We start from the raw sequence: 23,487 nt of genomic DNA, 5'->3' as shown, positions 1-23,487 counted from the left end.
ACAATGTGGCAAATCGACAACCACAGCCCTTTTGCCGTCGGGCGCGAATGGATACGCGACGTGGATGGCCGCGAGGTATGGATCGTCGCGGTCAAGGCAACCTATGACATCCTGGCCGATGGCTCCACGCGTATCGCCACAGAGCAGCCGCCGGTACTCTCCGGGCCTGTCAAGGACGAGGATGGCAGTCCCCGCTACGACACCGATCTCGGCCCCCCGAAACCGGCCACTGACATCATCCTGGCCGGGCACGCCTATGCGCAGGGCGGCCGGCCGGTGACTGAACTGCAAGCGGGGTTCCAGGTCGGCAAGCTTCAACGAATGGCGCGCATCGTCGGCGGCCGGCAATGGAAGCGTTCCCTGCTCGGTACATCACCCACGCCCCCCGAATCGTTCGTATGCATGCCACTCACATGGACCCGCTCGCTTGGCGGCACTGACGAGCCGGCAGTACAGGCAACAGGAAACCCGGTAGGTTGTGGTCTGGCCGTAGAAGGAGCGCTACCAAACATCGAACATCCGGCACACCCGCTTGCGTCGCTCACAAAGCTTCCCCCGGTGTTCGGCTTCGGTCCGGTGCCAAGGCATTGGCCGTGGCGTATGCGCTACGCCGGCACCTACGACGAGGTCTGGTCAAATACACGGCGCCCTTTGCAGCCGATCGATCTCGATCCCCGTCACTGGCAGATTGCGCCGCCGGAACAGCAGTACCCTGGATATCTGCGTGGTGGCGAAGAGGTCATGCTCACCCACCTCGTGCCCCCCGCGATTGCGCCAAAGGGCAGACTCAGCTTTCAAGTGCCCAAGTTGTCGCTGAGCTTCGAAACACGCTTCTACGACAATACGCGGGAACGTAGCCGTAGCCGTATCCACACGCTTATCCTCGAACCGGACCATCCCCGCATCGGCGTTGTCCACCATATGGCCTTACCCTGTCACCCCAAGGTCAATCTGCTCGATCGCACCATCATCAGGGTCAAGCAACGGCCGCTCGATCGGCCGCTTGCCCTTCAGGGCGCACGCTCATGAGGTCCGTCGTCGTCGCGGCCGGTTGTGCCTTCCCTTCCGGCCCCACGGTCGCGCTGGCCGATATCGCCTTGCGTACCAGCCTGTGCCTGACGATTCGGCACCCTTTTTTTGTCGATGCGTGCGGCATCCCGGTCAAAGGCATACTCTGCCGCGCCCAACCCGCAGCGCAACGCCGCTGGCTGGAACTGGCTGACGCCGCCATGCGCGACCTGGCCAGCCATTTGCCCGCGCCGATATGGGCGGCCATCGAGCGGTCTCCGATACCACTGTGGCTGGTGCTGTCCGCAAGTGAGCGCCCCGGTCGCCCGGAATCGCTGGAAACCTCACTCACCGAGATACTCGCCCGGCACTGGCCCATGCTGCATATCGTGCGTGGCGGGCATGCTGCCTGCGCCCAGGCTATTGCCGCCGCCCGCGCCTGGATCGACGAACATGGCACGCCCGCCTGCGTACTCGCCGTCGACAGCGCCTGGCCTGCCGAAACCTTGAGCTGGCTCGAATACCGCGGCCTGCTTCATGCTGCACATGAACCGTATAACGGCCAGTCACGCGCCAATCCATACGGCCGCGTTCCTGGCGAAGGGTCAGCTGCTTTCATGCTTGCACCCCGAGGGCTGTATCCCGCCTGGTGTGAACTGGCTGGCATCGGCCAGGCTGACGAAACGCTCACTTTCGACACCGACGGCCCTTGCGTGGGCGCGGGCCTGAGTGCCGCTGCCCATGCGGCCCTCGGAGAAGCCGGGCTCACACCGCAAGCCATCTCCACGATCGTGCATGACTTCAACGGTGAGCCCTACCGTGCCGACGAGTTCGGCTTCACCGCGCTGCGTCTTGCCGATCACCTTGCGGACGGCTGGCAACGCCTCACGCCTGCCCTGGCAAGCGGAGATCTGATGAGTGCCAGCCTCGCCACCCATCTGGCGATTGCTGCCTGGCGCATGCACCAGGCAGGGCCCGCCCACGCCGGCCCCACCCTGTTGCTTGCCAGTAACGACGACAGCCCACGTGCCGCGCTCGTCCTGACCGCCCCGGAGAGTCGCTGAAATGCCCATCACCATCAACATCAACGGCCTGAGCCTGTGCCACAAGGGCAGCGAAGGCTGGGTGCACAACACCCTGCCCGACGTGTGCAAGACACCAAGCAAGGGCAAACCCATCCCTTATGAAAACGAGGCATACTCGCGCGACCTCGTCAAAGGAACAACCACGGTCTTTGCCGACGGCGGCAACATGATCGCCAACCTCGGCTCCGAGTTTGCCATCTCGGTCTTCGACGAGCCCGGAACCATGGGCGGTATCAAGTCCGGTACCCACATGGCCGAGGCCGACTGGATATCGCACTCCTTCGACGTCTTCTTCGAAGGCAAGCCCGCCTGCCGACTCACCGACAAGATGTTCATGAATCATCGCAATACGGTGAGTATGAGCGGGGAGTGCCAGAAGGATTTGTCGCCAGCGGAGTTCGAGGAATGGCTGTGCAAGCTTGCCTGCGAATGCTGGAATCAGCATAAACCCGATGGCCCGGAACCGCTTGGGCAGGGACAGCAATACCAGAGCTGCCTGAACAGGAAAATCGAAGAGGAGTGCTACGACGGCCCTTATCCTAGGGACGATGCCGGAGCCTGGCGCGAAGTGCCCTTCGACCGGGGCAGCGGCTGGGACATGATCGAAAGCGGCACCCAGCCGGGAAGCCCGACGAGCAACCCCATCCGTGGCAACTCCCGCCGCCCCGACGTGATCAGGGTCGGCAAGGACGGCATGCAGACCATCTATGATGTGAAGTTTCCGACCGATCCGAGTGGGGGCGGGAATATGCCACCCGAGCGGGTTGAGGACTACCGCGACATCGCTGAGCGGCATACAGGCGACAAACGAAATTTCAAGGAATTCAACATCGACGAGAAATGCGGCGGCTGCGGCGATCCGAACCTGATCCCGGTGGCCGTCGGCGCCAAGGAAGCTGAGCGCGGCTTCCTCGACAAGCTGGGGGACGCGCTGTTTGAGTCCACCGGTGTGCGTCTGGCCGGCGCGGCACTGGTCGCTTATGCGGTGGTTTCGGTGGCGACCCGGCTGTATCCGCCCCGCAATGCCGTGCCGCTACCCTGACCTCACGCACCGAAAGGAGATTCATCCATGGCTAACGAAACAGAGACGATCGACTTCTCCGATCCTGCACTGCTTGATCGATTGGCGATTGCCACACCACGGGGGCAACTGGCTGCCATGTTCGGCCTGGGCGGGGAGTTGTACATTGCACCTTATGACCGCGCACAATTGCGCTTGGACATGCTCGATGTGCAGGAAGACTACTATCGTCGATTCAAAGGCAACCTAGACCGCTGCCGCTTTCCATCCCAAGCCAAACCGGATGGGCAAATCGTCACACTCAAGGGTGAGAACCCTTTTCCGATGATTCGGGAAGTCATGGGGCATTGGCCGGCCGATCGTTCGTATGGGAACAACCTGTTCAAACGCTACGTACATCCAGACTTTCGTCGAAACGCCGGCAGTGTGACACCGTGGCTCAGCGACTTCATGGTTGCAGCAGAGCGCCAAGATGCTCTGTCCTTTCTGGACTTTCACCTTCCCATTGGAGACGGCCTGGGCGTTCTGCATTTCGACACCTTGCGTGAATGCATGCTCGACTGGGCCACTCGGCTCAAACCCGCACATGGGCAGGGGGGATTCTCGGTCATCCTAGAAATCGGTTCCATCTGGGCCGAGCCCTACGTCTATGCCACCCTGCAGCGTCACCCGGGGTTCGATATCCATGAGCCGGTAGCCTTCAAGAGCGAGACTCGTGGCATCTTCAACCGCATCAAGTGCGTCAACTGGCTCACCGTACTCGGCGAGCCCATCCTCGAAGAACTCGGCGGACTCGACACCGCCCGCAAGGCGCTGGAGCCAGACTGCATGCTGCACCCCTATCCCGGCGGCGTGCTCATCCAGGCCGGCCCGGTGCCGCAATTGGGCGACAGCTTCAATGGACTCATCCCCGAAACCTATCGCAAGGTTGCTCGTTTCACGCGGCCGGTGCGGTTCGAGGGTTACTCACAGTCCGGTCTTTTCAGAGTGTTTGAGCCGCTTGAAGAACGTGATGAAGTGCTCAAGTGGATTGCGCGCTTTGACTGAGCACACCCATCAGGTAGCCGGCATTGTCGTGGGATCGGCAGCAAGCGATGTTTCCGGCCCAACCCGGCTCGATCATCTGGCCATCTCCACGCCTCGCGGACAACTCATGGCGATGTTCGGCTTGGGCGGGGAACTGTACGTGGCGCCCCATGACCGAGCACAGATGCGCCTGGATATGCTCGACGTTCAGGAGGACTACTACCTTCGTTTCAAGGATTACCTCGATCGCTGCCGCTTTCCGTCCAAGAGCAAACCCGACGGGCAAATCATTACACTTAAGGGCGACAACCCTTTCCCGACGATTCGCGACTCAATGGGTGAGTGGCCATCCGACCGAGGATACTCCAACGAACTTTTCAGCGTTATGTTCATCCCAACTTTCCCGGCGATGCCGGAACGGTCACCCCTTGGATGTCAGAATTCTTGGTTGCAGCTGAAATAGCTGACGAGCTATCGTTTTATGGACTCCATCTACCTGCCGATGGTGGGCAAAACGGGCCGAATTTCGACCGCCTGCTTGAATGTACATTGGCTTGGGCCACTCGTCTCAAGCCCACACACGGCCAAGCTGGATTCTCTGTCATCCTTGAAATTGGCTCCCTCTGGAGTCAACCGTACGTCCACGCTACCCTGCAGCGCCACCCAGGTCTAGACATTCATGTCCCTGCGGCCTTCATCAGACAGTCGCGTGGCGTATTTAATCGCCTCAAGTGTGTTAACTGGCTCACTATATTGGGCGATTCGATCCTCGACGAACTTGGCGGTCTAGATGTTGCTCGTGCGGCCCTAGGAGCGTGGGCGGTAGAAGTGGATTTTTTCGGTAGGCTAGCCATCATGCCGACGACCTACCGCCCGTACGATCCCGACCAGTCAAATACCACCGGCAAAGCCGGTGGCTTGGATGGTGAGCGCCTCAAAGGCGCCCATGAAACCGTGAGCCGCCCTTGGCGGCTTACCCTATTTCCAGCTTCATCTGGTCGTAGCGCTCGTCCTCATCTTCCTGGTTGCGGATGTACGCCCGAACGATGTTCTCGTCCAATCCGACCGTCGAGACGAAGTAGCCCCTCGCCCAGAAATGCTCGCCGGTGAAATTCTTCTGTCGCCCGCCGAACTTGCGCGCGATCTGAATCGCGCTCTTCCCCTTCAGGTAGCCCACCACATTCGACACTGCGTACTTCGGAGGAATGCTCAGGCACATGTGAACGTGACCGCCCATCAGATGTCCTTCGACAATCTTGGACTCCTTGTGCGAAGCCAGTTCGTGAAACAGTTCCCCCAAGTGACGACGCAACATCCCGAACACCCGCTTCTTGCGCCTCTTCGGTATGAACACCACATGGTACTTGCAGTCCCATCTCGTGTGACTCAGGCTCTGGTACTCTTTCATCGTGAATCTCCTTCTCTTGGCAGAGATCAGAAATTCACGCCGACCGTCGTAAAGGTCAAACCTTGGTGAGTCCCCCGGCACAGCCGGGGGCTTACCTCTATGAGTTAATAAATGGAGCGCATTTCTTTCTGGTTTAAGGAAGGGGTGACAAGTCGTACTCAACGGCTGACAAAGCGATTTTGAAAGGAGGTCTTGCGAGCGATGGGCGAGCTCAGACAATGGAACTTATCCCAACAGGAAACTATGAAAGTCTGATGTCTTTGCCATGATCAATATATCAAAAAATGGGAAAAACATCATTTTGACTGATGGCTTGAAAGTCGTGAAATTGGCGACTGGTTTCAATATTATTGATCTGTCAAATAATGAAAATTACGCAGCAGCAACTCTTGAAACTCCTGCGCAAGCCAATATTGAAAATCTCTATTTATTTGACAATGAGCTGAATTTGGTTAACAAATTAAAGGCGCCAAAAAATATTAGCCAAGGCAATATATTTACTGATGTCAAATTTGTGGATGATTTCACTGATTTAATGCGCTTGAGAGACTGGGATGGTCATCAGTATTTTATTTACGGGAAAAATGGAAGTATTGTAAAGAAAGATTTTAATAAATAGAAGGCGATTTCAAGCTTGAAGTACAAATTGCTGTTGCCTAATTCGTTAATTATTCGGTTGTGCACTTCCAATGGGGTATTGAATGGCGTAAATTAGCAACTTATAATAAAGATGAATTTCCTGATTTCCCACCGTTTGCCAAAGAATCTGTATCGCTTGATAACATGCGATTTGATCATTATCATGATTTCAAAGCCGCAAATGAAAAGCTTGGAATAGGTGGAAGCAAACCGCCTGGCGCGCCTGATTTTACGTGGCATCATCAGGACGGAAAGACTATGCAACTTGTTCCAACATCTATCCATAACGCAGCGAAAGGGGGCTTCCCCCATGCGGGTGGAGTTTCGTCAAGCAGAAATTAGGGGAGTCCATAATGTTGAGAAAATTAACCCGTGACAAAAATTTTCCGAACCAATATGGGGAGTCACATCCGGCAACCGCAGATCAAATTTATAGTTTAGAAAAAAAAATAGGGGCAGTCATGCCGCCTCTGTATAAGGAATTTTTAATTAAATACAATGGCGGAATTTTTAACGAGTCTTTATTTGAGGAAGCTACTCTTGGAGTTCTTGTCGCATCATACTTTCTCCCGATTTCTGAAAGCCATGAGAATTCCCTGGAGAGCGAAATCAGCTTTTTTGAAAGAGATTGGAGGTGGCTACATTCCAATCGCGACAGACCCAGGTGGAAATTATTTTTTAATCGGATGTAAAAAAGATAATTTTGATGGAATATATTTTTGGCTTCATGATCGCACTTTCAAAGACGGCGCTAGAGTTAATAAAATTTCCGAAAGCTTCGAAAGCTTCATCAATAATCTTCAATTGGACGAGTAGTGCAGGATATCTTTGGACCTGAACAAGAAGGCCGACATCGGCGACGACTAGGCTTTCACCGTCGGCAAGACCTGCACCAAGCGGGTGGGCAAGAATGAGAATGAGAACGACGCCATCGTCAAGATGAAGATCGAGCATATTGCCCTAAAGATTTGGCTCAGCACTACCGCAATTAAATATCGATGCCTAAACGACTTTCTCCTCTGCCAGTAGACTTGCTCAACAACCTTGGCTGCACTGCTGGCCGCACAGTGCTCAAGGAAAACCTCTCCCGGCTTGATCTTCCTGCTTCTGGCCTGTGTCAGGCGCGCAACGGTGACATGTATCGCTTCGGCATTTCAGGCCATGGTCTGGACCTGATGCTGCAATGCCTCAATCCACATGTACCGGATGCTGAGCGTCAGTGGGGGCTTCACTCGCTCACTTTCCACACTGCCCGCTCGGAACCGGCCAGCTTCTGGCGCCAAAAGTGGCCCAGCGGCATCGATCCTGACACCGCCACGGCCGGAGATATCGTCAGCCTCCTGGCCGAGGATGACGACGATGCGGTACTGATGACCGACGGCATGGCTTGCTTCGAAGTGCCGGGCTTCGATGATCGCCGCTGGATCGTGCAGTGCATGTTCGACCCCGCCAGCAAAACGTTGCTGACGTTCAGTCTGGTGCGCAGTGGTGATTGGGTGCATACGCAGAAACGCTCTGAAGAAGCTGGTGCATAGACTCCGGTGCAGCACGCCGTTCTGACTTCTTTAATAATCCGGAATGGTTTTCGAAATCCTCGTTCACCATAGATTAAGCGAGGATTTCGTTTCCTTCCAATCGACGATGACTTCGAGCGCCCCTCGGCTGCTCTGACCACCCAGGGCTCCCGCAGCTACGTGTTCCGCATGAACGCAAGACGGTCAGCGGGATGGTCACCTGACGTGTTATCAACGATTTGCCAGAACCAGGCGGCCACATTCTGCCCGCACTTCAATTCCATTCGCGTAGCTGCGGTAGCCCTGTCTGACCACCGAACATGCTGACCCGCGCGCCAACCAGAACCGCGAACTGACCTTCGTTGCCGTCACCTACGACATCACCGGCAACGATTACGAAGGCACCATCGGCAGCACCACCAGCCGTTTCCGGGTCGCCTCCGGACGCCAGCGGATCCATTTGCATGAAAAAAATGAACGGCATTTTTTATAAGAATTCTATAATTCTGTTGATGCAGCCAGGGAAGGGTTTTGATAAAAATGAGGGTAACAAAATTGCTGATCACCATCGTTGCCGCCGTCTTTTTCTCAATTTTTCTGTTAATTTTTATTGAGCGAAAATCAATATCCAGTATAGAAGCAAAAGCCCCTGCTTTGCGGGAAAATGGGTTCAGCGCTGAATTTAACCTGCCATGCAACAGGTTTCACGCTCTTGAAATAGGATTTGAAATTAATCCGCCAATCAAGATTAATCACATACAGGAGGCAAGAACAGCCATCTCTGGAAATGTTGAACTATCCATCATGCAGGCAAAAACCAAGAGGCCTGAAAAACATATCGTTGACCTTATTAATACTGGGTGGAGCTACAATCCGGGAAAAGGTTTGTGGGTAAAGGTGATTTCACGCCAGTCAGCAACTTGGAGTTTTTTTTGCAGCAAACGAAAGCTGAGAATTGAAGCGAGAGATATTAATTTTGACTTGACGTATCATAAAGTGTCTGTTTACGTTTCTAGAGATCGGCGCCCATGAGGTTTTAATTGTGACCATGAGGTGCGACATGCGCTCCCTGCCAATGAACGCTAACCCATCCCCAAGGGACTTTCCGTCAACTGTCTGCAAACTGCGACCGTTGATCACGCCCATTGCCGCAATGCGGTCAGACCGGGACGAGGAAAGCCCTTTCATTCGCTACGGCACACGGTTAATCTGCGGTCACCCCCACACCCGCACCCAACCCTGGAACTGAACATGCGCGCCCTCGTTCCGCTGTTGCTCGCCGCCGCCGCAACGCTCCAAACCGCTCACGCCGATCCGACGCCCGCCCCAGGCGCCATCGAAGCACCGCAACGGATGCATGGCCTGTGGCTGGTCAACCATGGGCCCGCAGGCGAAGCGGCGAAGACCGAGAGTTTCCACGTCTGCATCGCCAAGGAAGGCCGGGACGACGTGCTGGCCACGCCGACGAACGCCGGGACCACCTGCCGGGACCAGGCATGGTCGAAGGACGGCCCTTACATCCACTACCGTGCGCAGTGCGATACGCAGGACGGCACCGCGACGATCGAAGGCAGGTTCTCCGGCGATTTCCAGTACAACTTCCAGGGCGAGCTCAGCGCGACTCCGGCAGGCGGCGGCGCTGTGGTGGTCCGCAGCGAGATCGATGGCCGCCGGCTCGGGCCCTGCCGCAGCGACCAAGCGGCAGGCAAGTTCCTGATCAAGGGCCAGAACGGCGTCGGCAACCTGAACCTCGCCAAGCCGACCGAGCCGCCCGCGCACTGAACGCTTGCCCGGCGGATGCAGTTCAGCGCAGCGAGAACTGCACCTGCCCGTTCTCGCCGGCCGCCTCGACCTTGGGTTCGAGCACGAAGATGCGTTCGCCGGGCACCTGCCCCTCACCCGCCAGCCAGTCGCGCACCGCCTGGGCACGCTGTTGCGCCAGCGCACGCAGTTCGTTGTCGCCGACGGTGGTATTGGCCAGGATCAGCGCCTCCATGTCGGCCACCGGCACATCCTTGGTCATGCCGATGAAGTTCCTTGGCTTCTTGAAGTCGCCTTCGCGGTAAGCCTTCTTCAGCAGTTCGGGATATTCCTCCGCGCCCACTTCGATGTCGTCGAGCGAAGGCGCCGCTTCGCCCTTGTCGATCAGCGCCTTGAGCTTCTGCGCCTTGACCGCGCGCTGCAGCGCCGCCTGCTTGAGGCCATCGGTATCCACCACCGGGTCCGCGCGGCCGGTGATGTCGAGCCGCAACGCCGGCCGGTCGACCAGCGCAGTTGCCAAGGTGGCGAGCTTTTCCTGCTGCGCCTCTCCCGGCTCGACCATGCCCGGCGCCAGTTCCAGCTGCGACAGCTCCTCGCCGCCGCCCAGCACCGAGCCGAGCAGCGCAAACGGCGAGGTGATGGCCTTGCCGATCAGGTTGACCAGCACTTTGACCACCAGCCCGAACACGCTGAATTCGGGGTCGTCCAGCGTGCCGCTGACCGGCAGGTGCAGGTCGATTTCGCCGCGGCTGTTCTGCAGCAGCGACACCGCGAGCTGCACCGGCAGGTTCATGGCGTCGGGGCTGTCGACCTTGTCGCCGAAGGTGAGCTGGTCGAGGAAGATCTGGTTGGTGGCGCTGAGCCTGCGGTCCTCGATCTTGTAGTTGAGCTCGGCCGACAGCTTGCCCTTGGCGATGCCGTAGCCGACGTACTTGCCGGCGTAGCTCGACAGGCCGGTCAGCTCGAAATCCTTGACCGAGGCGAGGATGTCGAGATGCGCGTCGTGGCGAAAGGGGTTCAGTTCGCCCGCGACCTCGACCGGCGCGGCCTTGTCCACCCTGCCCTTCAGATCCAGCTTGGCAAGCGTGTCGGGATTGGTCGACAAGCCCGTCAGTTCACCCGCCATGTCGGTCAGGTTGACGTCGTAGTGCGGCTGGATGAAGCGATCGCTGAAGGCGATGTTGCCGCGCTTGATCTCGATGCGGTCGATGCGGATCGGCGGCGGCGGTTCGGCCGGCGCCGGCGGCAGTTCGGCGCTGCGCCGGCCTTCGACTTGGCGTGGGCCGGTATTGGCGAGCGACGGGTCGATGAAGGGGTCGAGCGCCGAAGGCTGCGGAGACGGCTGCGCGGCGGCCACGGCCTCGCCGCCGCCGGCCTGCTCGCCCTGGATTTCCCGCAGGTTCAGGCGGCCCTGCTCGTCGAGGATCAGGCGGGTCTGGAAGTCGTCGAGCGCGATGCGCTGCACCGCCAGCGAGAAGGGTTCGGAAGTGGCGTTGATCCCCCTGATGCGCAGCGTCCGCCAACGCACGAAATCGGTGGCATTGAGCCGGTCGACCGAGGCGAAGTTGCCGACGCTGAGGTCGCCGCGAAAACTGGCGCGCAGGTCGCCCCGCCGGCCGGTGTCGAGCCTGAGCCGCCCCTGGGTGCTGAGTGCGCCGCGGGAAATGGATATCTTGGCCTGCTCGAGCACGTAGGGCTGGACCGGCAGCAGGTCGACGCTGCGCGCGTCGATGCGGAGGTCCGCCTTCAGCGGCTCCAGCCCGAGGCTGCCGGTGACGCCAAGCCGGCCGTTGCGGTTGATGCGCGAGTCGAGCTTGAGCTGGCTGAGCGCATCCTTGGCAGTCGAGAAGCCGTCGACTTCCAGGCCGATGTTGTCGACGGCCAGCACTACCGGCTTGTTCACCGTGCGGTCCTCGATCCGCACCGACGCGGCCTGCAGCGCGAACTTGTCGACGGCGACGACCCACGGCGCTTCGGCGGCCGGCTTGCCGCCCTTGGGCTTGCCGGCTTTCCGGGCGGCAGGCTTGCTGCCGGGTTTCGCCGCCGGGCCGGTGATTCCCAGCAGGTCGATGTCGCCGTTCTTGAGGCGCACCGCCGACACGCTTGCGCCCTTGATGTCCAGCGCGGCGAGCTTGACGCTTTGCGCGTCGAGGTCGAGCACCGCCTCGCGCACATCGAGTTCGGGCACTTTCAGCGCGGCATCCTTGGCGCCTTTCAGTGCGAGGGCGAAGTCGCGCACCGCCAGCGTGTCGGCCTTGAGATCGATGCGGGGTTCGCCCTTGTCGTCCAGCGCGACGCGATAGCGCAGCGCACCGCTGAGCACGCCGCCGCGCAGTTCGCCGCCGGGCAGGGCTTCGGCAAGGTAAGGCGCGTAGCGTGGCGCCTGGATGGCCTCGAAGTTCAGCAGGCCGTCGAACTCGAAGGGCTCGAGACGCAGGCGGTCTTCATGCACCAGCTTCTCGCCGGCATCGGTGACGTAGTCGAGCCGGATCTCGGCCGGCATGTCGGAATCGGTGGCGAGATCGCGCAGGTCGAGGTTGATCGCCTCGATGCGCGTGCTGAAAGGCTGCTTCAGGCTGCGGTCCTCGAAGCGCACGACACCGTCGCGGATGCGCGCGTGCGCAAGCAGGAAGTCAGGCTTGTCGGCCGCGGCGGTTCTGGGAGCGGCATCCGCCGCGGGCTCTCCGGCCTCCTTCGCGTCCTCCTTCTTCCCCTTCCGCTGCTTGTTGCCGTTCGGCTTCGCCTCGGGCGCCTGCTCCGCCGCCACCGGCAGCAGCTTCATCAGGTTGATGCCACTGTCCTCCAGCCTCACCAGATCGATCTCGGGCTGGGCCAGCCGCAGGCGGGTGAAATGCCAGCGGTTGATCAGCGGCTGCACGTCGGCGAACTCGAGCTCGAACTCGGGGATGTTCGCGACCGCCGTCCCCTCCTTGTCCAGCAACTGGAAAGCTTCGAGCTTCAGCGGCCCGCTCAGCGCGAGTTTGGGCGCACCGCCTTCGGCCTGCCTGAACGACAGTTCGATGTTGCTGCTGAGCTGGGCCGACGGCAGGCTGAATGCCGGATCGAAGGGTGCGTAGACCAGCCACGGCGTGAGGTCGAACTTGTCCAGCACCACGTCGAGGATGGTGTCGTGCGAGTCCGCGAACGGCTTGAGCCGCGCCTTCATGTGAAGCGGGTTGCCGTCGAGCGTGGCCGACAGGCTGGGCTCGACGAAGACATCGACCTTCACCGGCAGGTTCGAGATGAAGGGCAGGCCCACCTCCAGGTCCGCCACTTCGTGCACCAGTCCGCGCGGTTTGTCGTCCACGCGGACGTGGCCGCCGCTGATGCGGATGTTGCCGATCGAGAACAGCGCGCCGGCTTCGTCGCCGGCCGGCTCTTCCTGGTCGGCGAGCATCGCTTCGATGCGCTCGGCGACGTCGCTCCAGCTGTGGCGCCCGCCCTCGTCGATGCCGACTTCCAGCCGCGGCCCGCGCAGCGCCACTTCGTGCACCACCACGCCGCGCTGGATCAGCGACTGGATCGGTTCGGCGTTGATCCGCAGCGCATCGAAGGCGAACGCCTCGCTGCCGGCATCGGCGGAGAGAATCTTCAGCCCGCGCACTTCGGCCGTGGCGGTGAAGGGATTGAGGGCGACACCTTCGATCGACACCGGCCTGTCCAGCGTCTCGCCCAGGATTTTCACGGCGTAATGCCTGGCGACCGGCGGCACGGCAAAGAAGCCGATTGCGCCGATCACGATCACCACGCCCGCAGCCCACAACGCCGGGCGAAGCAGGCTCCGTTTGCGGAGCGGTGCATTCGGGCCGGTGGTGGTATCAGTCATAAAGCACTCCAGCAAGCTGACATTCTCGTTCTGTTCGTCGCGGCATCCGGCCGGTGCGGTTTGCCGCCCGGTAGCGCAGCGCGTATTCTGCGCCGCTTTCGTCATCGCAGGTACCCACGTGGCGCACCCAGCCCCCTCCGGCCGCCGGCCGGCCGACCGCAGCTACGACGTGATCGTCATCGGCGCCGGTGCCGCCGGCATGATGTGCGCGGCCACCGCCGGCCAGCGCGGCCGCTGTGTGCTGCTCGTCGATCACGCCGAAAAGCTGGCCGAAAAGATCCGCATTTCCGGCGGCGGGCGCTGCAACTTCACCAACCGTCGCGTCGGCGCGGAAAACTATCTCTGCCGCAATCCGCATTTCGTGCGCTCCGCGCTGTCGCGCTACACGGCGGCGGATTTTATCGGTCTTGTGCAGCGCCACGGCATCGATTTCCACGAAAGGGATTGGGGCCAACTGTTTTGTGACGATTCCGCCCAGCAGATCATCGACATGCTGCGCAGCGAATGCGGGGACGGCGGCGTCGATTGGGCCATGCCCGCCAAGGTGCTGGAAGTGACCCGAGGCGATGCCGAGGCCGAACGCTATCTCGTCGACACCAGCATCGGTCGCTTCGCTGCGCACAGCCTGGTCGTTGCGAGCGGCGGGCTGTCGATCCCGAAGATCGGCGCCAGCCCGCTCGGCTACAAGCTGGCCGAGCAGTTCGGCCTGCCGGTGATCGCGCCGCTGCCGGCGCTGGTGCCGCTGACGCTGCCGCCGGAGACCCTGTCACGGCTCGCGCCGCTGGCCGGCATCTCGCTCGAAGTCGAAGCCCGCTGCCGCGGCCCGGTATTCCGCGAAGCCGCGCTGATCACGCATCGCGGCCTGTCGGGGCCGGCCATCCTGCAAGTGTCGAACTACTGGCAGGCCCAGGCCTACGCCGACGGCGAGCGCGAACCCGTCACGCTCGACCTGCTGCCGGACCTCGACACCGAGGGCTGGCTGCTCGAACACGCCGGCGAACGCACCCTGCTCGCCAACCTGCTGGCCGAGCGCCTGCCGCGCCGCTTCGCCCATGCCTGGTGCGAACTGCAGGGCTGGACGAAGCCGATGAACGGCTTCCGCCATGCCGAACTGCGCGCCATCGCCGCCACGCTTTCGGGCTGGAAGCTGGCGCCCTCGGGCACGCAAGGCTATGCCAAGGCCGAAGTCACGCTCGGCGGCGTGGATACCCATGCGCTGTCCTCGCGCACGATGGAAGCGCGCGCCTGCCCCGGCCTGTACTTCATCGGCGAAGTGATGGACGTCACCGGCCATCTGGGCGGCTACAACTTCCAGTGGGCCTGGTCGTCGGGCGTGGCCTGCGGGCTGGCGGCCTGATCCGCGCACCGGCGGCAGCCGCTGCCGCCCTCCTTCAGTCGTCCTGCAGCCCGAGGAAACGCGCCGGCGGCATGCCCACGGCACGATGCACCATGGCGCTGAAGGCGCTCGGGCTGTTGTAGCCCAGCTCCGCGGCGATCTGCTTCACCGGCATGCGGCCCGCGGCCAGGGCCACGGCCCGGGCCAGGACGACCTGTTGCCGCCATTGCGTGAAAGTCCGCCCCAGCTCATGGCGGAACAGGCGTGCGACGGTGCGCGGGCTGGCCCCGGTGCCGGACGCCCAGTCGGCCAGGGTCTCATGGCGCGTGGGATCGACCAGCACCGCCTCGCACAACTGGCGCAGGCGCTTGTCGCGGGGCAGGTCCACGCCCAGCGGCACCGCACTGGCGCTGCGCAGTTCGTCCAGGATCAGCGTGCTCAGCAGTTGCTCGCGCTGCCGCAGCGCGGCCGGCAGCGGCGGTGCATCGTCGGGCACGCAAGGCATCTCGCGCACCAGGGCGCGCAGCAGCTCCGACATCTCCAGCACCCGGCAGCCGCGCCAGGGGCCATCGTCCTCGGGCGCCACGTCCGGCCCGAAACGCCCGGCCGGCTGATGAAAGTAGAGCGTGCGCATGTCGGCGTCCTCCACCACCGTCACCGCGTGCTCCACGCCGGGCGGAATCCACAGCGCGCGCCAGGGCGGCACGATGTAGGTGCCGCGCTCGGTGCCCAGGCGGATCACGCCGGTGGCGGAGATGGCTACTTGCGCCCAGGGGTGGCGATGAGGCATCACCTGCGTATCGGCGCGCAGCTTGCGCATCTTCGCCCGCACCGGACGTTCGGCCGTGGGCACGTAGAGATGCGGTGTCGCTGCCGCCACCACGCAGGCCGGGGCGCTTCTCGCGCGGGGCTTCATCCGTGGCTTGGCATCAGCAGGCGCGGCAGGCCGGAGTCTGGCTTGGTTTGGCATGATCGCGACAGTATATGTCCTGCTGTCGCATATCTGCCGCCGGCAGGCTGCCTATCATCCGCTGCATGAGCTCCATCGCACACGCCCCCTCGCTGCGGCAGGACGCCCGCACCATCGGCTTGATCGGCCTGGCGCACGGCTCCTCGCACTTCTTCCACATGCTGCTGCCACCGTTGTTTCCGTTCCTGATCGCGGAGTTCGGCTTCAGCTATTCCGAACTGGGGCTGCTGGTATCGGTGTTCTTCGTGATCTCGGGCGTCGGGCAGGCGCTGTCGGGGTTTCTGGTGGATCGCGTCGGTGCCCGGCCGGTGCTGTTCTGCGCGCTGTCCTGCTTCGTGCTGGCGGGACTGGTGGCGGCTTCGTCCGGCAGCTATGCCGGCCTGCTGCTGGCTTCGGTACTGGCGGGGCTGGGCAATGCCCCCTTCCACCCGGTGGATTTCACCATTCTCAACAAGCGCGTGTCGCCGCAGCGGCTGGGACACGGTTTCTCGGTGCACGGCATCTCGGGCAACCTGGGCTGGGCTGCGGCGCCGGTGTTCATGGCCGGCATCGCCGCAGCCACGGGCTCGTGGCGCATCGCCTGCCTGTCCGGCGCCGGGCTGGCGCTGGCGGTGCTGGCGATCATGGTCTGGAACCGCGATGCGCTCGACGACCGCCAGGGCGCGTGGGGTGGCCAGGCAGCGAAACACGCCGCTGCCGCCGCCGAGGAGCATCCGCTCGCCTTCCTCAAGCTGCCGTCCGTGTGGCTGTGCTTTTCCTTCTTCTTCTGGAGCACCTGCTCGCTGTCGGCCATCCAGAGCTTCGCCGGCCCCACGCTGCAGCAGCTCTACGGCCTGCCGCTGTCGCTGACGGCGATGGTGGTCACCGGCTACATGCTGTGCGGCGCCGCGGGCATGGTGGTCGGCGGCTTCCTCGTCGCGCGCGTGGAGCGGCTCGAGAAAACCATCGGCGTGTGCCTGCTCGCGACGGCCGTGCTGCTGGCGCTGGCAGGCTCCGGCCTGCCGTCGGGCATCGCGGCGCTGGCGCTGACGGCCCTGGCTGGCCTGGGGATCGGCCTGGCCGGCCCTTCGCGCGACATGCTGATCAAGCGTGCGGCACCGCCCGGTGCGACCGGGCGCGTATACGGCACGGTGTATTCGGGACTGGACCTGGGCTTCTGCATCGCGGCACCGATATTCGGCGCGATGCTCGATGCCGGCATGACTTCGGGCATCTTCTACGGTTCGGCCCTGGCACTGGTGCTCGGCGTCTGCTCGGCCGGGCTGGCCGGCCTGGGCGTTGCCGCGCGCGCCGCCCGGCAGCAGCGGCATGCAACGGTCTGACCGGGGGCAGCTCGCCGCCTCGAAAGACTCCGCCGCTTTCAGTTCCCGCTTTTTCCCGCGCGCCAGCCCAGCAGCGGCAGATAACTGAAGGCCTGCAGCAACAGCAGCACGGCGAGGGCGAACTTCAGCGCTTCGGGCATCGCCCAGCCCCAGCTGCGCAGCAGATCGAGCACCAGGCCGATGCCCCACTGCACCAGGAAAGCGCCGAGGAAGACCATCAGATTGATCGAGGTGCTGACCCGGCCGAACATCTCGCGCGGGAAATTGTTCGCCGCCGCCAGGTAGGACTGCGAATTCACCGCCGACAGCACGCCGAACAGGAACCACACCACGACGACCGGGCCGACCCTGAACAGGATCGCCGCCAATACCAGCAGCAGGCAGGCATAGCCGACCTGCAGCAGGCGCAGCGGCTGCACGCCGAGGCGGACCAGACGCACGCCGAACATGCCGATGGACAGCTGCCCGGTCAGCATGCCGAGGTTCAGCACCAGCAGGATGCGGGCCGCCGCGGCCAGCTCCAGCCCTTCGACGTGCATCAGCCAGGGCACGGCCCACAGGCTCTGCAGTGCCATGAAGCCACCGACGAAAAACAGTGAGGAGCCGGCAAAGCGCAGGAAGGCCGGCGCGGCGAAAATGCCTGCCACGCCCTGCACGATGCCTGCCAGACGCACGTTGCCGCCGGCCGCGGTTTCGCGCGGCAGGCTGAAGAACAGGCTCGCCGAAGCCGCCAGCGCGACGGCCGCGATGCCCCAGAACACGCCCCGCCAGCCGAGCAGCGGAATCATCGCTTCGAGTGGTGCACTGGCGGTCAGCGCCCCCATCGCTCCACAAGCCATCACGTAGCCCGTCATCGAGCTCTGCCGTTCGGGCGGATACCACAGCGCAAAACCCTTCAGCGCGCCCATCAGGCAGGCCGACACGCCCAGCCCGATCAGCGCCCGCCCCAGCCCGAGGCTGCCGATCGAGTCGCCCTGCGCGAACAGCGCCGCGCCCAGCGCGGCCAGCAGCAGCAAGGCGCTCTCGACGCGGCGCGGGCCATAGCGGTCGAGCGCGATCCCGACCGGAATCTGCGCCAGCCCGAAGGCGAAGAAGTACATGCTGGTCAACAGCCCGAGCTGCGCCGCCGACAGCTCGAGCTCGCCGGTCAGCGCCGGCGAGATCACCGCATTGACCGTGCGCAGCAGGTAGGACAGATAGTAGCCGAGCGCAAAGGGCAGGAAGATCCGGCTCCAGGCGCCCGGCGCAGCCGCATTCGACATGCCGCCTCCGGCGGAACGAAAAGCGCGATTGTGCCTGCGCGGCATACGATTCCTCAAACGAATCGAATGCGAACCGCCCGGCTCCGGCCGGCAGCGCCTTACCCGACTTGACTCGTATCAATGCCAGCCGCCGGTCACGGCGGAGAATGGCCTCAGTCCCATCGGAGCAGACCATGAGCACGATAGCCGAACTGATGACCCACGATCACCGCGCCTGCGATCACGATTTCGCCCGCGCAGAAACGCTCGCCGCCGAGAACGACTGGCAAGGCGCAAGCGAAGCCCTGGAAGCATTCGCCCACGGCCTGAACGCCCATTTCGACGCCGAGGAGCAGCAGCTCTTCCCCGCCTTCGAAGCCGCCACCGGCATGACCCAGGGGCCGACCCAGGTCATGCGCGGCGAGCACGTCGACATGCGCGCCGCACTCGAACGCCTGCGCGCAGCGCTGCAGGCGCGCGATGCGGACGATTTCGCCGGCGAGGCGGAAACCCTGCTGATCATGATGCAGCAGCACAACATGAAGGAGGAGAACATCCTCTATCCGATGTGCGACGCCCGCCTCGCCCATGCCCGGGACGAGCTCTGTAGCCATCTTTCCCAAGCGCTTGCCGTGGAGCACACATCATGACCATCGTCGACGCCCGCGGCCTCGAGCCTCCCGAACCCTTCGAACGCGCCATGGAAGCGCTGGCCGAGTTGCAGCCCGGCCAGCAATTCACGCTGTTGCTCGATCGCATGCCGCATCCGCTGCTGCGCATGCTCGACCGCGACGGCTATCGCAACGAGGTGAACATCCGCGACGACGGCGCCGTGGAGATCCTGATCGGCCGTCCATGACGGCCCCCTCACGCAACACTGCAAGCAGACCATGAGCAGCGCCAATCCCGGGCTCGCCTACGAAGACACACCGCCGTTGTCGGCACCGCTGCGCTTCTTCCTGACGGCGCCACTGTTCGGCATGTGTGCCGGACTCGTGCTGCTGTTCGGCGACGGCGTGCTCGGCTCGCGATGGACGCCGGGTGCGCTCGCTGCCGTCCACCTGCTGGCAGCCGGCTTCATGCTGCAGGTGATGATCGGCGCACTGCAACAGATCCTGCCCGTGGTTGCCGGCGTCCGCTTCCCCGCAGTGCTGGGCGTCGCGAGCAGCAGCCACGCACTGCTCACGTTCGGCGCCGCCGGGCTCGCCGGCGGCCTCGCCTTCGGCCTCCCGGACGCCATCATCGGCGGTGCGATGCTGCTGCTCGGCGGCATCGGCATCTTCCTGATCGCCGCGCTGGCAGGCCTGATCCGCTCGCCATCGGTCAAGATCCCCAGCCACGCCCCGCGAGATCTGCGCCTGGCCATGGCCGGCCTGGCAGTGACCGCGGTGCTCGGGCTGGCGCTCGCACTCGCCATCGGCCGCGGCGCGACCTTGCCGATACCGTTGGCCCAGGCGGTGGATCTGCATGCCGCCTGGGGCTGGCTGGGCTGGGGCGGCATCCTGCTGGCCGCGACAAGCTGGGTCGTGGTACCGATGTTCCAGATCACGCCGAGCTACCCGGCCCGCTTCACCCGCTGGTGGGCACCCGCAGTGCTGGCGGGCCTGGCCTCGTGGTCGCTGGCCCGCAGCTTCGATGCCGAGGGCACCGGCATCGTGCTCGGCATCGCGTTGATGCTCGCCTCCGGCGTCTTCTCGGTGCAGACTCTGAGGTTGCAGTCGCGCACCCGCCGCAGCACGCCGGATGCGCCCTTCCATGCCTTCCGCGCGGCGATGCTCGCGATGCTCGCCGGCATCGCCGCGCTGGGCGGCAATCTCGTCGTCGATTCCGATCACTGGTCGGTACTCGCCGGCGTGCTGATCCTGCACGGCGGCTTCGCCGGCGCCATCAGCGCGATGCTGTACAAGATCGTCCCTTTCCTTGCCTGGCTGCACCTCACCCAGGCCGGCATCCGCGCACCGAACATGAAGAAGCTGCTGCCCGACACCCCTGTCAAGCAGCAGCTGAAGCTCCATCTCGCGGTACTCGCCGCCCTCGTGCTGGGCGTGTTCGCAGACACTGTCGCACGTATTGCCGGGCTGCTGATGCTTATCGAATTCGGGTGGCTGCTGCTCAACATGCTACGCGTTGTGCGTAACTGGCAGCGCGCGCGGGAAACGTGAAAAATTCCGCAAAAGATATTTGACGGCATCGCGGGACCTCTGTATAGTTCGCGGCTCTCGGGGTGTAGCGCAGTCCGGTAGCGCGCTTGCTTTGGGAGCAAGATGTCGGGGGTTCGAATCCCTCCACCCCGACCAGCTCACACCCCGATTGCCCGCGGGACTCTGCCCGTAGCTCAATTGGATAGAGCACCAGCCTTCTAAGCTGGGGGTTGCAGGTTCGATCCCTGCCGGGCAGGCCAGGACAGGTTTTAGTGGCGGCATTAGCTCAGTTGGTAGAGCACTGGATTGTGGCTCCAGGTGTCACCGGTTCGATCCCGGTATGTCGCCCCATCAAATCAAGTACTTACAGCGGTCAAAGAAACCAGTACCGAACCGCAGTAAGCGCATAGTAAGCACGAAGGCCCGGCGAAAACCGGGCCTTCGTGCTTTTGGCCATCAGCTCGGTAAGGCACGAAAAACCCGCCACGCGGGCGGGTCTGGCAGTCGGGGCGGGTAGCTCAGTGGGCGATGGGCTTCAGCTTCGGTCGCCGGCCCGCTTCCGCCAAGGGTTCATCCCTTTTGGTGCCCATCGCATTACCCCCCGATCATCCGCCACTCGAAACCAGATCAACGATGTAGACCGCCAAGGTGTCGCGCACTTCCAGGCCGGCCCGCAGTTCGCCCAGGATCGCCACCAGGTTACGGGTAAAGAAGTCTGCGTGCGAGTTCGACAGCATTACGGACATCTGCTGCCGGTCGAGTACCGTAACGTGCGCCGTATCAAGCACCAGCGCCGTACCTCGGTCAATGGCGCTGGACAACACGACCTGCTGGTTCCACAGGGACGGCGGGATGGGCGCTGTTGGGGAACCGAACAGATAGGCGCCGTCGTTGTCGTCGCGGCTGATCTGGATGGCGAACCAGTCCCGCGGGTGCATGGCGATGACGGACGGCGAATAGCCCCGCTCCGCCATCGCCGCGGCGGCTTCGCCGATGATGTCGGCCGGAGTGGCTCCCACCGTGGGCAGGAATACCGTGCCCTGGTCGAGCAGCCCGACAATCTTGCCGCTGCCGCTGGCCCCTCCATTGATCAGCAGGTTCTCCAGGCGGTCGAGCAGCTTGCCCTGGATAACGTTGTCGATATTGGCTTGCAGGGCTGCGTGATCGCTCAGCACCTGCCGACTGGCAGCCGTCCACCCGGCAACGGTGGCAATTTCAGCCTTCCGCAACTCGCCATCGAAGTCGATCAATGCCTTCGCGTCACCCTCAACCTCCTGCTCGGCCGCTTCACCCGTGGCGTTCAGTTGAATGTACTCCACGGCATCCGCTTCGGTCGGCCGGGACGGCAGCACCTCAAGCAGTTGCAGCGGGCGCAGCACAGGGCCGACGATGCCAGCCCGTTCGGGCCGGGAAGGCATGTAACTACCGTCACTCGAAAGGCCTTCGCTCGGGATATTCGTCAATGCAGACTTGATGCTGGACGATAGTCGCGCGCGGGCGGTGCACTGGTTCCACTCACTCAAGGAAGCAAAGGCGGGGCTCTCCCGCAGGTCGTTCATGGCCAAGACGCCAACGCCGACCCCGCCGACGGAATAGCTGCCCTTGTCATAGGACGGAGAGGCCACGAATGCCTGTTCGAGCGCGGCCATGCGGGCGTTGGTCTCTGCCCCCCGCCTTTCGACCATATCCTTGTAGGCGCTTACGGCAGCGAACATTTCCTTGGTGTCGCGGGCCAGTTCGTCGACGCTCGCATAAAATTCATCGTCGGTGCGCTCTCTGGCGTGGTGGGGCCGCCCACCGCCGCCATGCACCCCCATCGCGAATCGCCCGCTCTCCGCCGCAGCGTTCGCGATCATGGCTTCCGTTCTGGGGGAAAACTTATGTTGGTTTTTCATGACAGTATCCTCGATCTGATCAGGCACAGCGCCCGTATGTCAGATGCTAGAGCTGGCACCCGATTCAGCCGATAGCAGCCGGTTACATCGAATGACACTCGATGCGCCAACCTTCCAGCCAGGTTGCAACATCCTCTATCCGGTAGGTGACGCGACCGCCCGCCAGATAGAACGCCATCACAGGGTTCAGCGCACAGCGTCGATTGCGCAGCGTGCCGGCGGACATACCGACCAGCTCGGCGGCAGTTGCCTCCCGGACACGCCCATCTGCCGAAACCCAATGCTTGTTCTCCCTGCACCACGCCTCTAGACGGGCAGCGGTCGCCTCGATCCGGCGTGGCAGGTCATCGCTCGGCATCGCAGTATTCCTCGTCGACCACCCGGAGCAAACGGCGCGCAGCGCTGCGGCTCAGGCCCTCGGCCATCAGCGCAGCCTCGATGCGCCGCTTGCGCAGGGCGTGCGCGTGTGCATCGGGCAGCCGCCGCGGCGGCCGCGCCCAAACGCAGGCCTGCCGGGCTGCCAGCAGAAGCCGCCCCAGGGTAGCCCTCAGTGTCCACATGACGGCTGCTCCAGCTCGATCCGCGCCAACTCGTGGCGGGTGCCCTCCACCTCCACCAGCACAACGTGGACCTGAGGCCCGCGCGGATAGGGATAGGGGGTGACTTCCACCACGGGCCAGACCCCGCCTGCCAATGCCTGCTCAAGCTTGGCTTGCTCGTCAGGCGACATGGCTTCCACGACGGCGGATACGATCCGTGCAGCAGAGTGAATAAGATTAGTGGTATCAGATTTATTCATTTTCAGTAATTCTCTCAAGAGTTAAGAGCCTGTCGGGCCTCGGCCGGCAGAATGCGGGACAGCTCGTAGCGGTCTCCACCCGGCCCGGCGAGCAGAACGCGGATCTGCGGGCACCCGGCGTCCGGGACGACCTCCACGACCAGCCAGCCCGCCCCGCCCAGCGCGGCCCGCATCCGCTCCAGAATTTCAGGCGGCTGGGCCGCCAGCTCAGCGCTGGCCAGTTGGCGGGCTACATCGATCAGTGTCTGTTTCATGGTCTTCTCCATTGATTCATCATTCACCCCCCCCTATGTCATTTTGCGGTTTTGCACAAAGAGGAGAACGGTCGGTCTAGGGGCGAATCGGTTTCAACTTTTCCAGTACCCCCCATTTGTGATCGATATTTGCCCGGCGCTTCTCCACCCGTCGACAACGTCGACAACGTCGACAAGCGGTTCCCCTTCGATATCGCGGTTGTCGAGGTTGTCGACGTTGTCGACCGCCCTCTGTTCGTAT

Annotated in this window: 25 protein-coding genes, 3 tRNA genes and 2 pseudogenes; 20 read left to right on the top strand and 10 right to left on the bottom strand. The window is 62.7% G+C overall.

The window, feature by feature from the left end:
* The first annotated feature begins 3 nt into the window (after positions 1 to 3).
* The 6 genes and pseudogenes from ACNQFN_RS11110 to ACNQFN_RS11085 form a co-directional block, all read left to right on the top strand.
* Positions 4 to 1,029 (top strand): DUF2169 family type VI secretion system accessory protein, encoded by a 1,026-nt coding sequence (locus ACNQFN_RS11110; RefSeq protein ID WP_418648814.1) that lies wholly within the window; start codon positions 4 to 6, stop codon positions 1,027 to 1,029.
* Entirely contained in the window at positions 1,026 to 2,072 is a 1,047-nt protein-coding gene (locus ACNQFN_RS11105) for a hypothetical protein (RefSeq protein ID WP_418648813.1), read from the top strand. The genes ACNQFN_RS11110 and ACNQFN_RS11105 overlap by 4 nt, the downstream gene beginning before the upstream one ends.
* 1 nt (position 2,073) lies before the next feature.
* Positions 2,074 to 3,135: a DUF4150 domain-containing protein gene (locus ACNQFN_RS11100; RefSeq protein WP_418648812.1), complete on the top strand. Its 1,062-nt coding sequence runs from the start codon at positions 2,074 to 2,076 to the stop codon at positions 3,133 to 3,135.
* A gap of 27 nt (positions 3,136 to 3,162) precedes the next feature.
* Complete coding sequence (locus tag ACNQFN_RS11095) at positions 3,163 to 4,161, top strand: type VI immunity family protein (protein WP_418648811.1); 999 nt, start codon at positions 3,163 to 3,165, stop codon at positions 4,159 to 4,161.
* A complete protein-coding gene (locus tag ACNQFN_RS11090; protein ID WP_418648810.1) occupies positions 4,154 to 4,603 on the top strand; it encodes a hypothetical protein in 450 nt (149 codons plus the stop codon). The genes ACNQFN_RS11095 and ACNQFN_RS11090 overlap by 8 nt, the downstream gene beginning before the upstream one ends.
* A pseudogene (locus ACNQFN_RS11085) lies at positions 4,573 to 4,938 on the top strand (type VI immunity family protein); the annotation flags it as partial. The gene ACNQFN_RS11090 and the pseudogene ACNQFN_RS11085, both read left to right, overlap by 31 nt.
* Before the next feature lie 175 nt (positions 4,939 to 5,113).
* Here ACNQFN_RS11085 and tnpA read toward each other — a convergent pair.
* On the bottom strand, positions 5,114 to 5,548 hold the full coding sequence (tnpA, locus tag ACNQFN_RS11080) for an IS200/IS605 family transposase (protein ID WP_418648809.1): 435 nt from the start codon (positions 5,546 to 5,548) through the stop codon (positions 5,114 to 5,116).
* Between the two features lie 265 nt (positions 5,549 to 5,813).
* On the opposite strand from tnpA, the gene ACNQFN_RS11075 reads away from it, so the two are divergent.
* The 4 genes and pseudogenes from ACNQFN_RS11075 (at position 5,814) to ACNQFN_RS11060 (ending at position 7,722) form a co-directional block, all read left to right on the top strand.
* Entirely contained in the window at positions 5,814 to 6,167 is a 354-nt protein-coding gene (locus tag ACNQFN_RS11075; RefSeq protein WP_418648808.1) for a hypothetical protein, read from the top strand.
* 59 nt (positions 6,168 to 6,226) lie between these two features.
* Positions 6,227 to 6,529 (top strand): HNH endonuclease, encoded by a 303-nt coding sequence (locus ACNQFN_RS11070; RefSeq protein WP_418648807.1) that lies wholly within the window; start codon positions 6,227 to 6,229, stop codon positions 6,527 to 6,529.
* An 11-nt stretch (positions 6,530 to 6,540) separates the two neighbouring features.
* Positions 6,541 to 7,003, top strand: a pseudogene (locus ACNQFN_RS11065) (SMI1/KNR4 family protein).
* Between the two features lie 215 nt (positions 7,004 to 7,218).
* On the top strand, positions 7,219 to 7,722 hold the full coding sequence (locus ACNQFN_RS11060; protein WP_418648806.1) for a hypothetical protein: 504 nt from the start codon (positions 7,219 to 7,221) through the stop codon (positions 7,720 to 7,722).
* A 253-nt stretch (positions 7,723 to 7,975) separates the two neighbouring features.
* On the opposite strand, the gene ACNQFN_RS11055 is transcribed toward ACNQFN_RS11060, so the two are convergent.
* A complete protein-coding gene (locus ACNQFN_RS11055) occupies positions 7,976 to 8,185 on the bottom strand; it encodes a hypothetical protein (protein ID WP_418648805.1) in 210 nt (69 codons plus the stop codon).
* A gap of 71 nt (positions 8,186 to 8,256) precedes the next feature.
* On the opposite strand from ACNQFN_RS11055, the gene ACNQFN_RS11050 reads away from it, so the two are divergent.
* Both ACNQFN_RS11050 and ACNQFN_RS11045 read left to right on the top strand, forming a co-directional pair.
* Entirely contained in the window at positions 8,257 to 8,733 is a 477-nt protein-coding gene (locus tag ACNQFN_RS11050; protein ID WP_418648804.1) for a hypothetical protein, read from the top strand.
* A 219-nt stretch (positions 8,734 to 8,952) separates the two neighbouring features.
* On the top strand, positions 8,953 to 9,483 hold the full coding sequence (locus ACNQFN_RS11045) for a DUF3617 domain-containing protein (protein ID WP_418648803.1): 531 nt from the start codon (positions 8,953 to 8,955) through the stop codon (positions 9,481 to 9,483).
* A 22-nt stretch (positions 9,484 to 9,505) separates the two neighbouring features.
* Here the strand turns inward: ACNQFN_RS11045 and ACNQFN_RS11040 are convergent, their stop codons facing one another.
* Entirely contained in the window at positions 9,506 to 13,288 is a 3,783-nt protein-coding gene (locus tag ACNQFN_RS11040; protein WP_418648802.1) for a DUF748 domain-containing protein, read from the bottom strand.
* Positions 13,289 to 13,406: 118 nt separating this feature from the next.
* Here ACNQFN_RS11040 and ACNQFN_RS11035 point away from each other — a divergent pair, with 118 nt between their 5' ends.
* On the top strand, positions 13,407 to 14,645 hold the full coding sequence (locus tag ACNQFN_RS11035; RefSeq protein WP_068637694.1) for an NAD(P)/FAD-dependent oxidoreductase: 1,239 nt from the start codon (positions 13,407 to 13,409) through the stop codon (positions 14,643 to 14,645).
* A gap of 34 nt (positions 14,646 to 14,679) precedes the next feature.
* Here ACNQFN_RS11035 and ACNQFN_RS11030 read toward each other — a convergent pair whose 3' ends face one another.
* Positions 14,680 to 15,540, bottom strand: coding sequence for an AraC family transcriptional regulator (locus ACNQFN_RS11030; RefSeq protein WP_245650934.1), 861 nt, complete (start codon positions 15,538 to 15,540; stop codon positions 14,680 to 14,682).
* Between the two features lie 119 nt (positions 15,541 to 15,659).
* Here ACNQFN_RS11030 and ACNQFN_RS11025 point away from each other — a divergent pair, with 119 nt between their 5' ends.
* Positions 15,660 to 16,916, top strand: a complete 1,257-nt coding sequence (locus ACNQFN_RS11025; protein ID WP_068637690.1) for an MFS transporter — start codon at positions 15,660 to 15,662, stop codon at positions 16,914 to 16,916.
* Between the two features lie 38 nt (positions 16,917 to 16,954).
* Here ACNQFN_RS11025 and ACNQFN_RS11020 read toward each other — a convergent pair whose 3' ends face one another.
* Positions 16,955 to 18,178: an MFS transporter gene (locus ACNQFN_RS11020; protein WP_418648801.1), complete on the bottom strand. Its 1,224-nt coding sequence runs from the start codon at positions 18,176 to 18,178 to the stop codon at positions 16,955 to 16,957.
* A 173-nt stretch (positions 18,179 to 18,351) separates the two neighbouring features.
* Here ACNQFN_RS11020 and ACNQFN_RS11015 point away from each other — a divergent pair, with 173 nt between their 5' ends.
* The 6 genes from ACNQFN_RS11015 to ACNQFN_RS10990 all read left to right on the top strand — a co-directional run bounded on the left by ACNQFN_RS11015 (position 18,352) and on the right by ACNQFN_RS10990 (position 20,649).
* Positions 18,352 to 18,807 carry a hemerythrin domain-containing protein gene (locus tag ACNQFN_RS11015; protein WP_068637687.1) on the top strand — a complete coding sequence of 152 codons (456 nt, stop codon included), beginning with the start codon at positions 18,352 to 18,354 and terminating at the stop codon, positions 18,805 to 18,807.
* Positions 18,804 to 19,016, top strand: a complete 213-nt coding sequence (locus tag ACNQFN_RS11010) for a DUF2249 domain-containing protein (RefSeq protein WP_068637685.1) — start codon at positions 18,804 to 18,806, stop codon at positions 19,014 to 19,016. The genes ACNQFN_RS11015 and ACNQFN_RS11010 overlap by 4 nt, the downstream gene beginning before the upstream one ends.
* Positions 19,017 to 19,047: 31 nt before the next feature.
* A complete protein-coding gene (locus tag ACNQFN_RS11005; protein WP_068637684.1) occupies positions 19,048 to 20,319 on the top strand; it encodes a hypothetical protein in 1,272 nt (423 codons plus the stop codon).
* 58 nt (positions 20,320 to 20,377) lie between these two features.
* Positions 20,378 to 20,454, top strand: a tRNA-Pro gene (locus tag ACNQFN_RS11000).
* A gap of 27 nt (positions 20,455 to 20,481) precedes the next feature.
* A tRNA-Arg gene (locus tag ACNQFN_RS10995) sits at positions 20,482 to 20,558 on the top strand.
* A gap of 15 nt (positions 20,559 to 20,573) precedes the next feature.
* A tRNA-His gene (locus ACNQFN_RS10990) sits at positions 20,574 to 20,649 on the top strand.
* Between the two features lie 254 nt (positions 20,650 to 20,903).
* On the opposite strand, the gene ACNQFN_RS10985 is transcribed toward ACNQFN_RS10990, so the two are convergent.
* The 5 genes from ACNQFN_RS10985 to ACNQFN_RS10965 all read right to left on the bottom strand — a co-directional run bounded on the left by ACNQFN_RS10985 (position 20,904) and on the right by ACNQFN_RS10965 (position 23,246).
* Positions 20,904 to 22,193, bottom strand: coding sequence for a phage major capsid protein (locus tag ACNQFN_RS10985; protein WP_418648800.1), 1,290 nt, complete (start codon positions 22,191 to 22,193; stop codon positions 20,904 to 20,906).
* A gap of 82 nt (positions 22,194 to 22,275) precedes the next feature.
* Positions 22,276 to 22,551, bottom strand: a complete 276-nt coding sequence (locus tag ACNQFN_RS10980) for a hypothetical protein (RefSeq protein WP_418648799.1) — start codon at positions 22,549 to 22,551, stop codon at positions 22,276 to 22,278.
* The gene (locus ACNQFN_RS10975; protein WP_418648798.1) at positions 22,538 to 22,753 is read right to left on the bottom strand and encodes a hypothetical protein; all 216 of its coding nucleotides are present in this window, start codon (positions 22,751 to 22,753) and stop codon (positions 22,538 to 22,540) included. The genes ACNQFN_RS10980 and ACNQFN_RS10975 overlap by 14 nt, the downstream gene beginning before the upstream one ends.
* Positions 22,741 to 22,992, bottom strand: coding sequence for a hypothetical protein (locus ACNQFN_RS10970; protein ID WP_418648797.1), 252 nt, complete (start codon positions 22,990 to 22,992; stop codon positions 22,741 to 22,743). Before ACNQFN_RS10970 ends, ACNQFN_RS10975 begins: the two co-directional genes overlap by 13 nt.
* Positions 22,993 to 23,006: 14 nt before the next feature.
* A complete protein-coding gene (locus ACNQFN_RS10965; RefSeq protein ID WP_418648796.1) occupies positions 23,007 to 23,246 on the bottom strand; it encodes a hypothetical protein in 240 nt (79 codons plus the stop codon).
* Between the last annotated feature and the right edge of the window lie 241 nt (positions 23,247 to 23,487).

Source organism: Thauera butanivorans (assembly GCF_048398245.1).
GTDB lineage: Bacteria > Pseudomonadota > Gammaproteobacteria > Burkholderiales > Rhodocyclaceae > Thauera > Thauera butanivorans.
This window is presented reverse-complemented; position numbering and strand designations above follow the sequence as displayed.

Excerpts from the sequence above, each read along its gene's own strand:
- ACNQFN_RS11045 (WP_418648803.1), top strand. The coding sequence starts at position 8,953 with ATGCGCGCCCTCGTTCCGCTGTTGCTCGCCGCCGCCGCAACGCTCCAA.
- ACNQFN_RS11095 (WP_418648811.1), top strand. The coding sequence starts at position 3,163 with ATGGCTAACGAAACAGAGACGATCGACTTCTCCGATCCTGCACTGCTT.
- ACNQFN_RS10965 (WP_418648796.1), bottom strand. The coding sequence starts at position 23,246 with ATGAAACAGACACTGATCGATGTAGCCCGCCAACTGGCCAGCGCTGAG.
- ACNQFN_RS11010 (WP_068637685.1), top strand. The coding sequence starts at position 18,804 with ATGACCATCGTCGACGCCCGCGGCCTCGAGCCTCCCGAACCCTTCGAA.
- ACNQFN_RS11020 (WP_418648801.1), bottom strand. The coding sequence starts at position 18,178 with ATGTCGAATGCGGCTGCGCCGGGCGCCTGGAGCCGGATCTTCCTGCCC.
- ACNQFN_RS11105 (WP_418648813.1), top strand. The coding sequence starts at position 1,026 with ATGAGGTCCGTCGTCGTCGCGGCCGGTTGTGCCTTCCCTTCCGGCCCC.
- ACNQFN_RS11075 (WP_418648808.1), top strand. The coding sequence starts at position 5,814 with ATGATCAATATATCAAAAAATGGGAAAAACATCATTTTGACTGATGGC.
- tnpA (WP_418648809.1), bottom strand. The coding sequence starts at position 5,548 with ATGAAAGAGTACCAGAGCCTGAGTCACACGAGATGGGACTGCAAGTAC.
- ACNQFN_RS10985 (WP_418648800.1), bottom strand. The coding sequence starts at position 22,193 with ATGAAAAACCAACATAAGTTTTCCCCCAGAACGGAAGCCATGATCGCG.
- ACNQFN_RS10980 (WP_418648799.1), bottom strand. The coding sequence starts at position 22,551 with ATGCCGAGCGATGACCTGCCACGCCGGATCGAGGCGACCGCTGCCCGT.
- ACNQFN_RS11055 (WP_418648805.1), bottom strand. The coding sequence starts at position 8,185 with ATGCCGTTCATTTTTTTCATGCAAATGGATCCGCTGGCGTCCGGAGGC.
- ACNQFN_RS10970 (WP_418648797.1), bottom strand. The coding sequence starts at position 22,992 with ATGAATAAATCTGATACCACTAATCTTATTCACTCTGCTGCACGGATC.
- ACNQFN_RS11040 (WP_418648802.1), bottom strand. The coding sequence starts at position 13,288 with ATGACTGATACCACCACCGGCCCGAATGCACCGCTCCGCAAACGGAGC.
- ACNQFN_RS11110 (WP_418648814.1), top strand. The coding sequence starts at position 4 with ATGTGGCAAATCGACAACCACAGCCCTTTTGCCGTCGGGCGCGAATGG.
- ACNQFN_RS11030 (WP_245650934.1), bottom strand. The coding sequence starts at position 15,540 with ATGAAGCCCCGCGCGAGAAGCGCCCCGGCCTGCGTGGTGGCGGCAGCG.
- ACNQFN_RS11005 (WP_068637684.1), top strand. The coding sequence starts at position 19,048 with ATGAGCAGCGCCAATCCCGGGCTCGCCTACGAAGACACACCGCCGTTG.
- ACNQFN_RS11100 (WP_418648812.1), top strand. The coding sequence starts at position 2,074 with ATGCCCATCACCATCAACATCAACGGCCTGAGCCTGTGCCACAAGGGC.
- ACNQFN_RS11025 (WP_068637690.1), top strand. The coding sequence starts at position 15,660 with ATGAGCTCCATCGCACACGCCCCCTCGCTGCGGCAGGACGCCCGCACC.
- ACNQFN_RS10975 (WP_418648798.1), bottom strand. The coding sequence starts at position 22,753 with ATGTGGACACTGAGGGCTACCCTGGGGCGGCTTCTGCTGGCAGCCCGG.
- ACNQFN_RS11015 (WP_068637687.1), top strand. The coding sequence starts at position 18,352 with ATGAGCACGATAGCCGAACTGATGACCCACGATCACCGCGCCTGCGAT.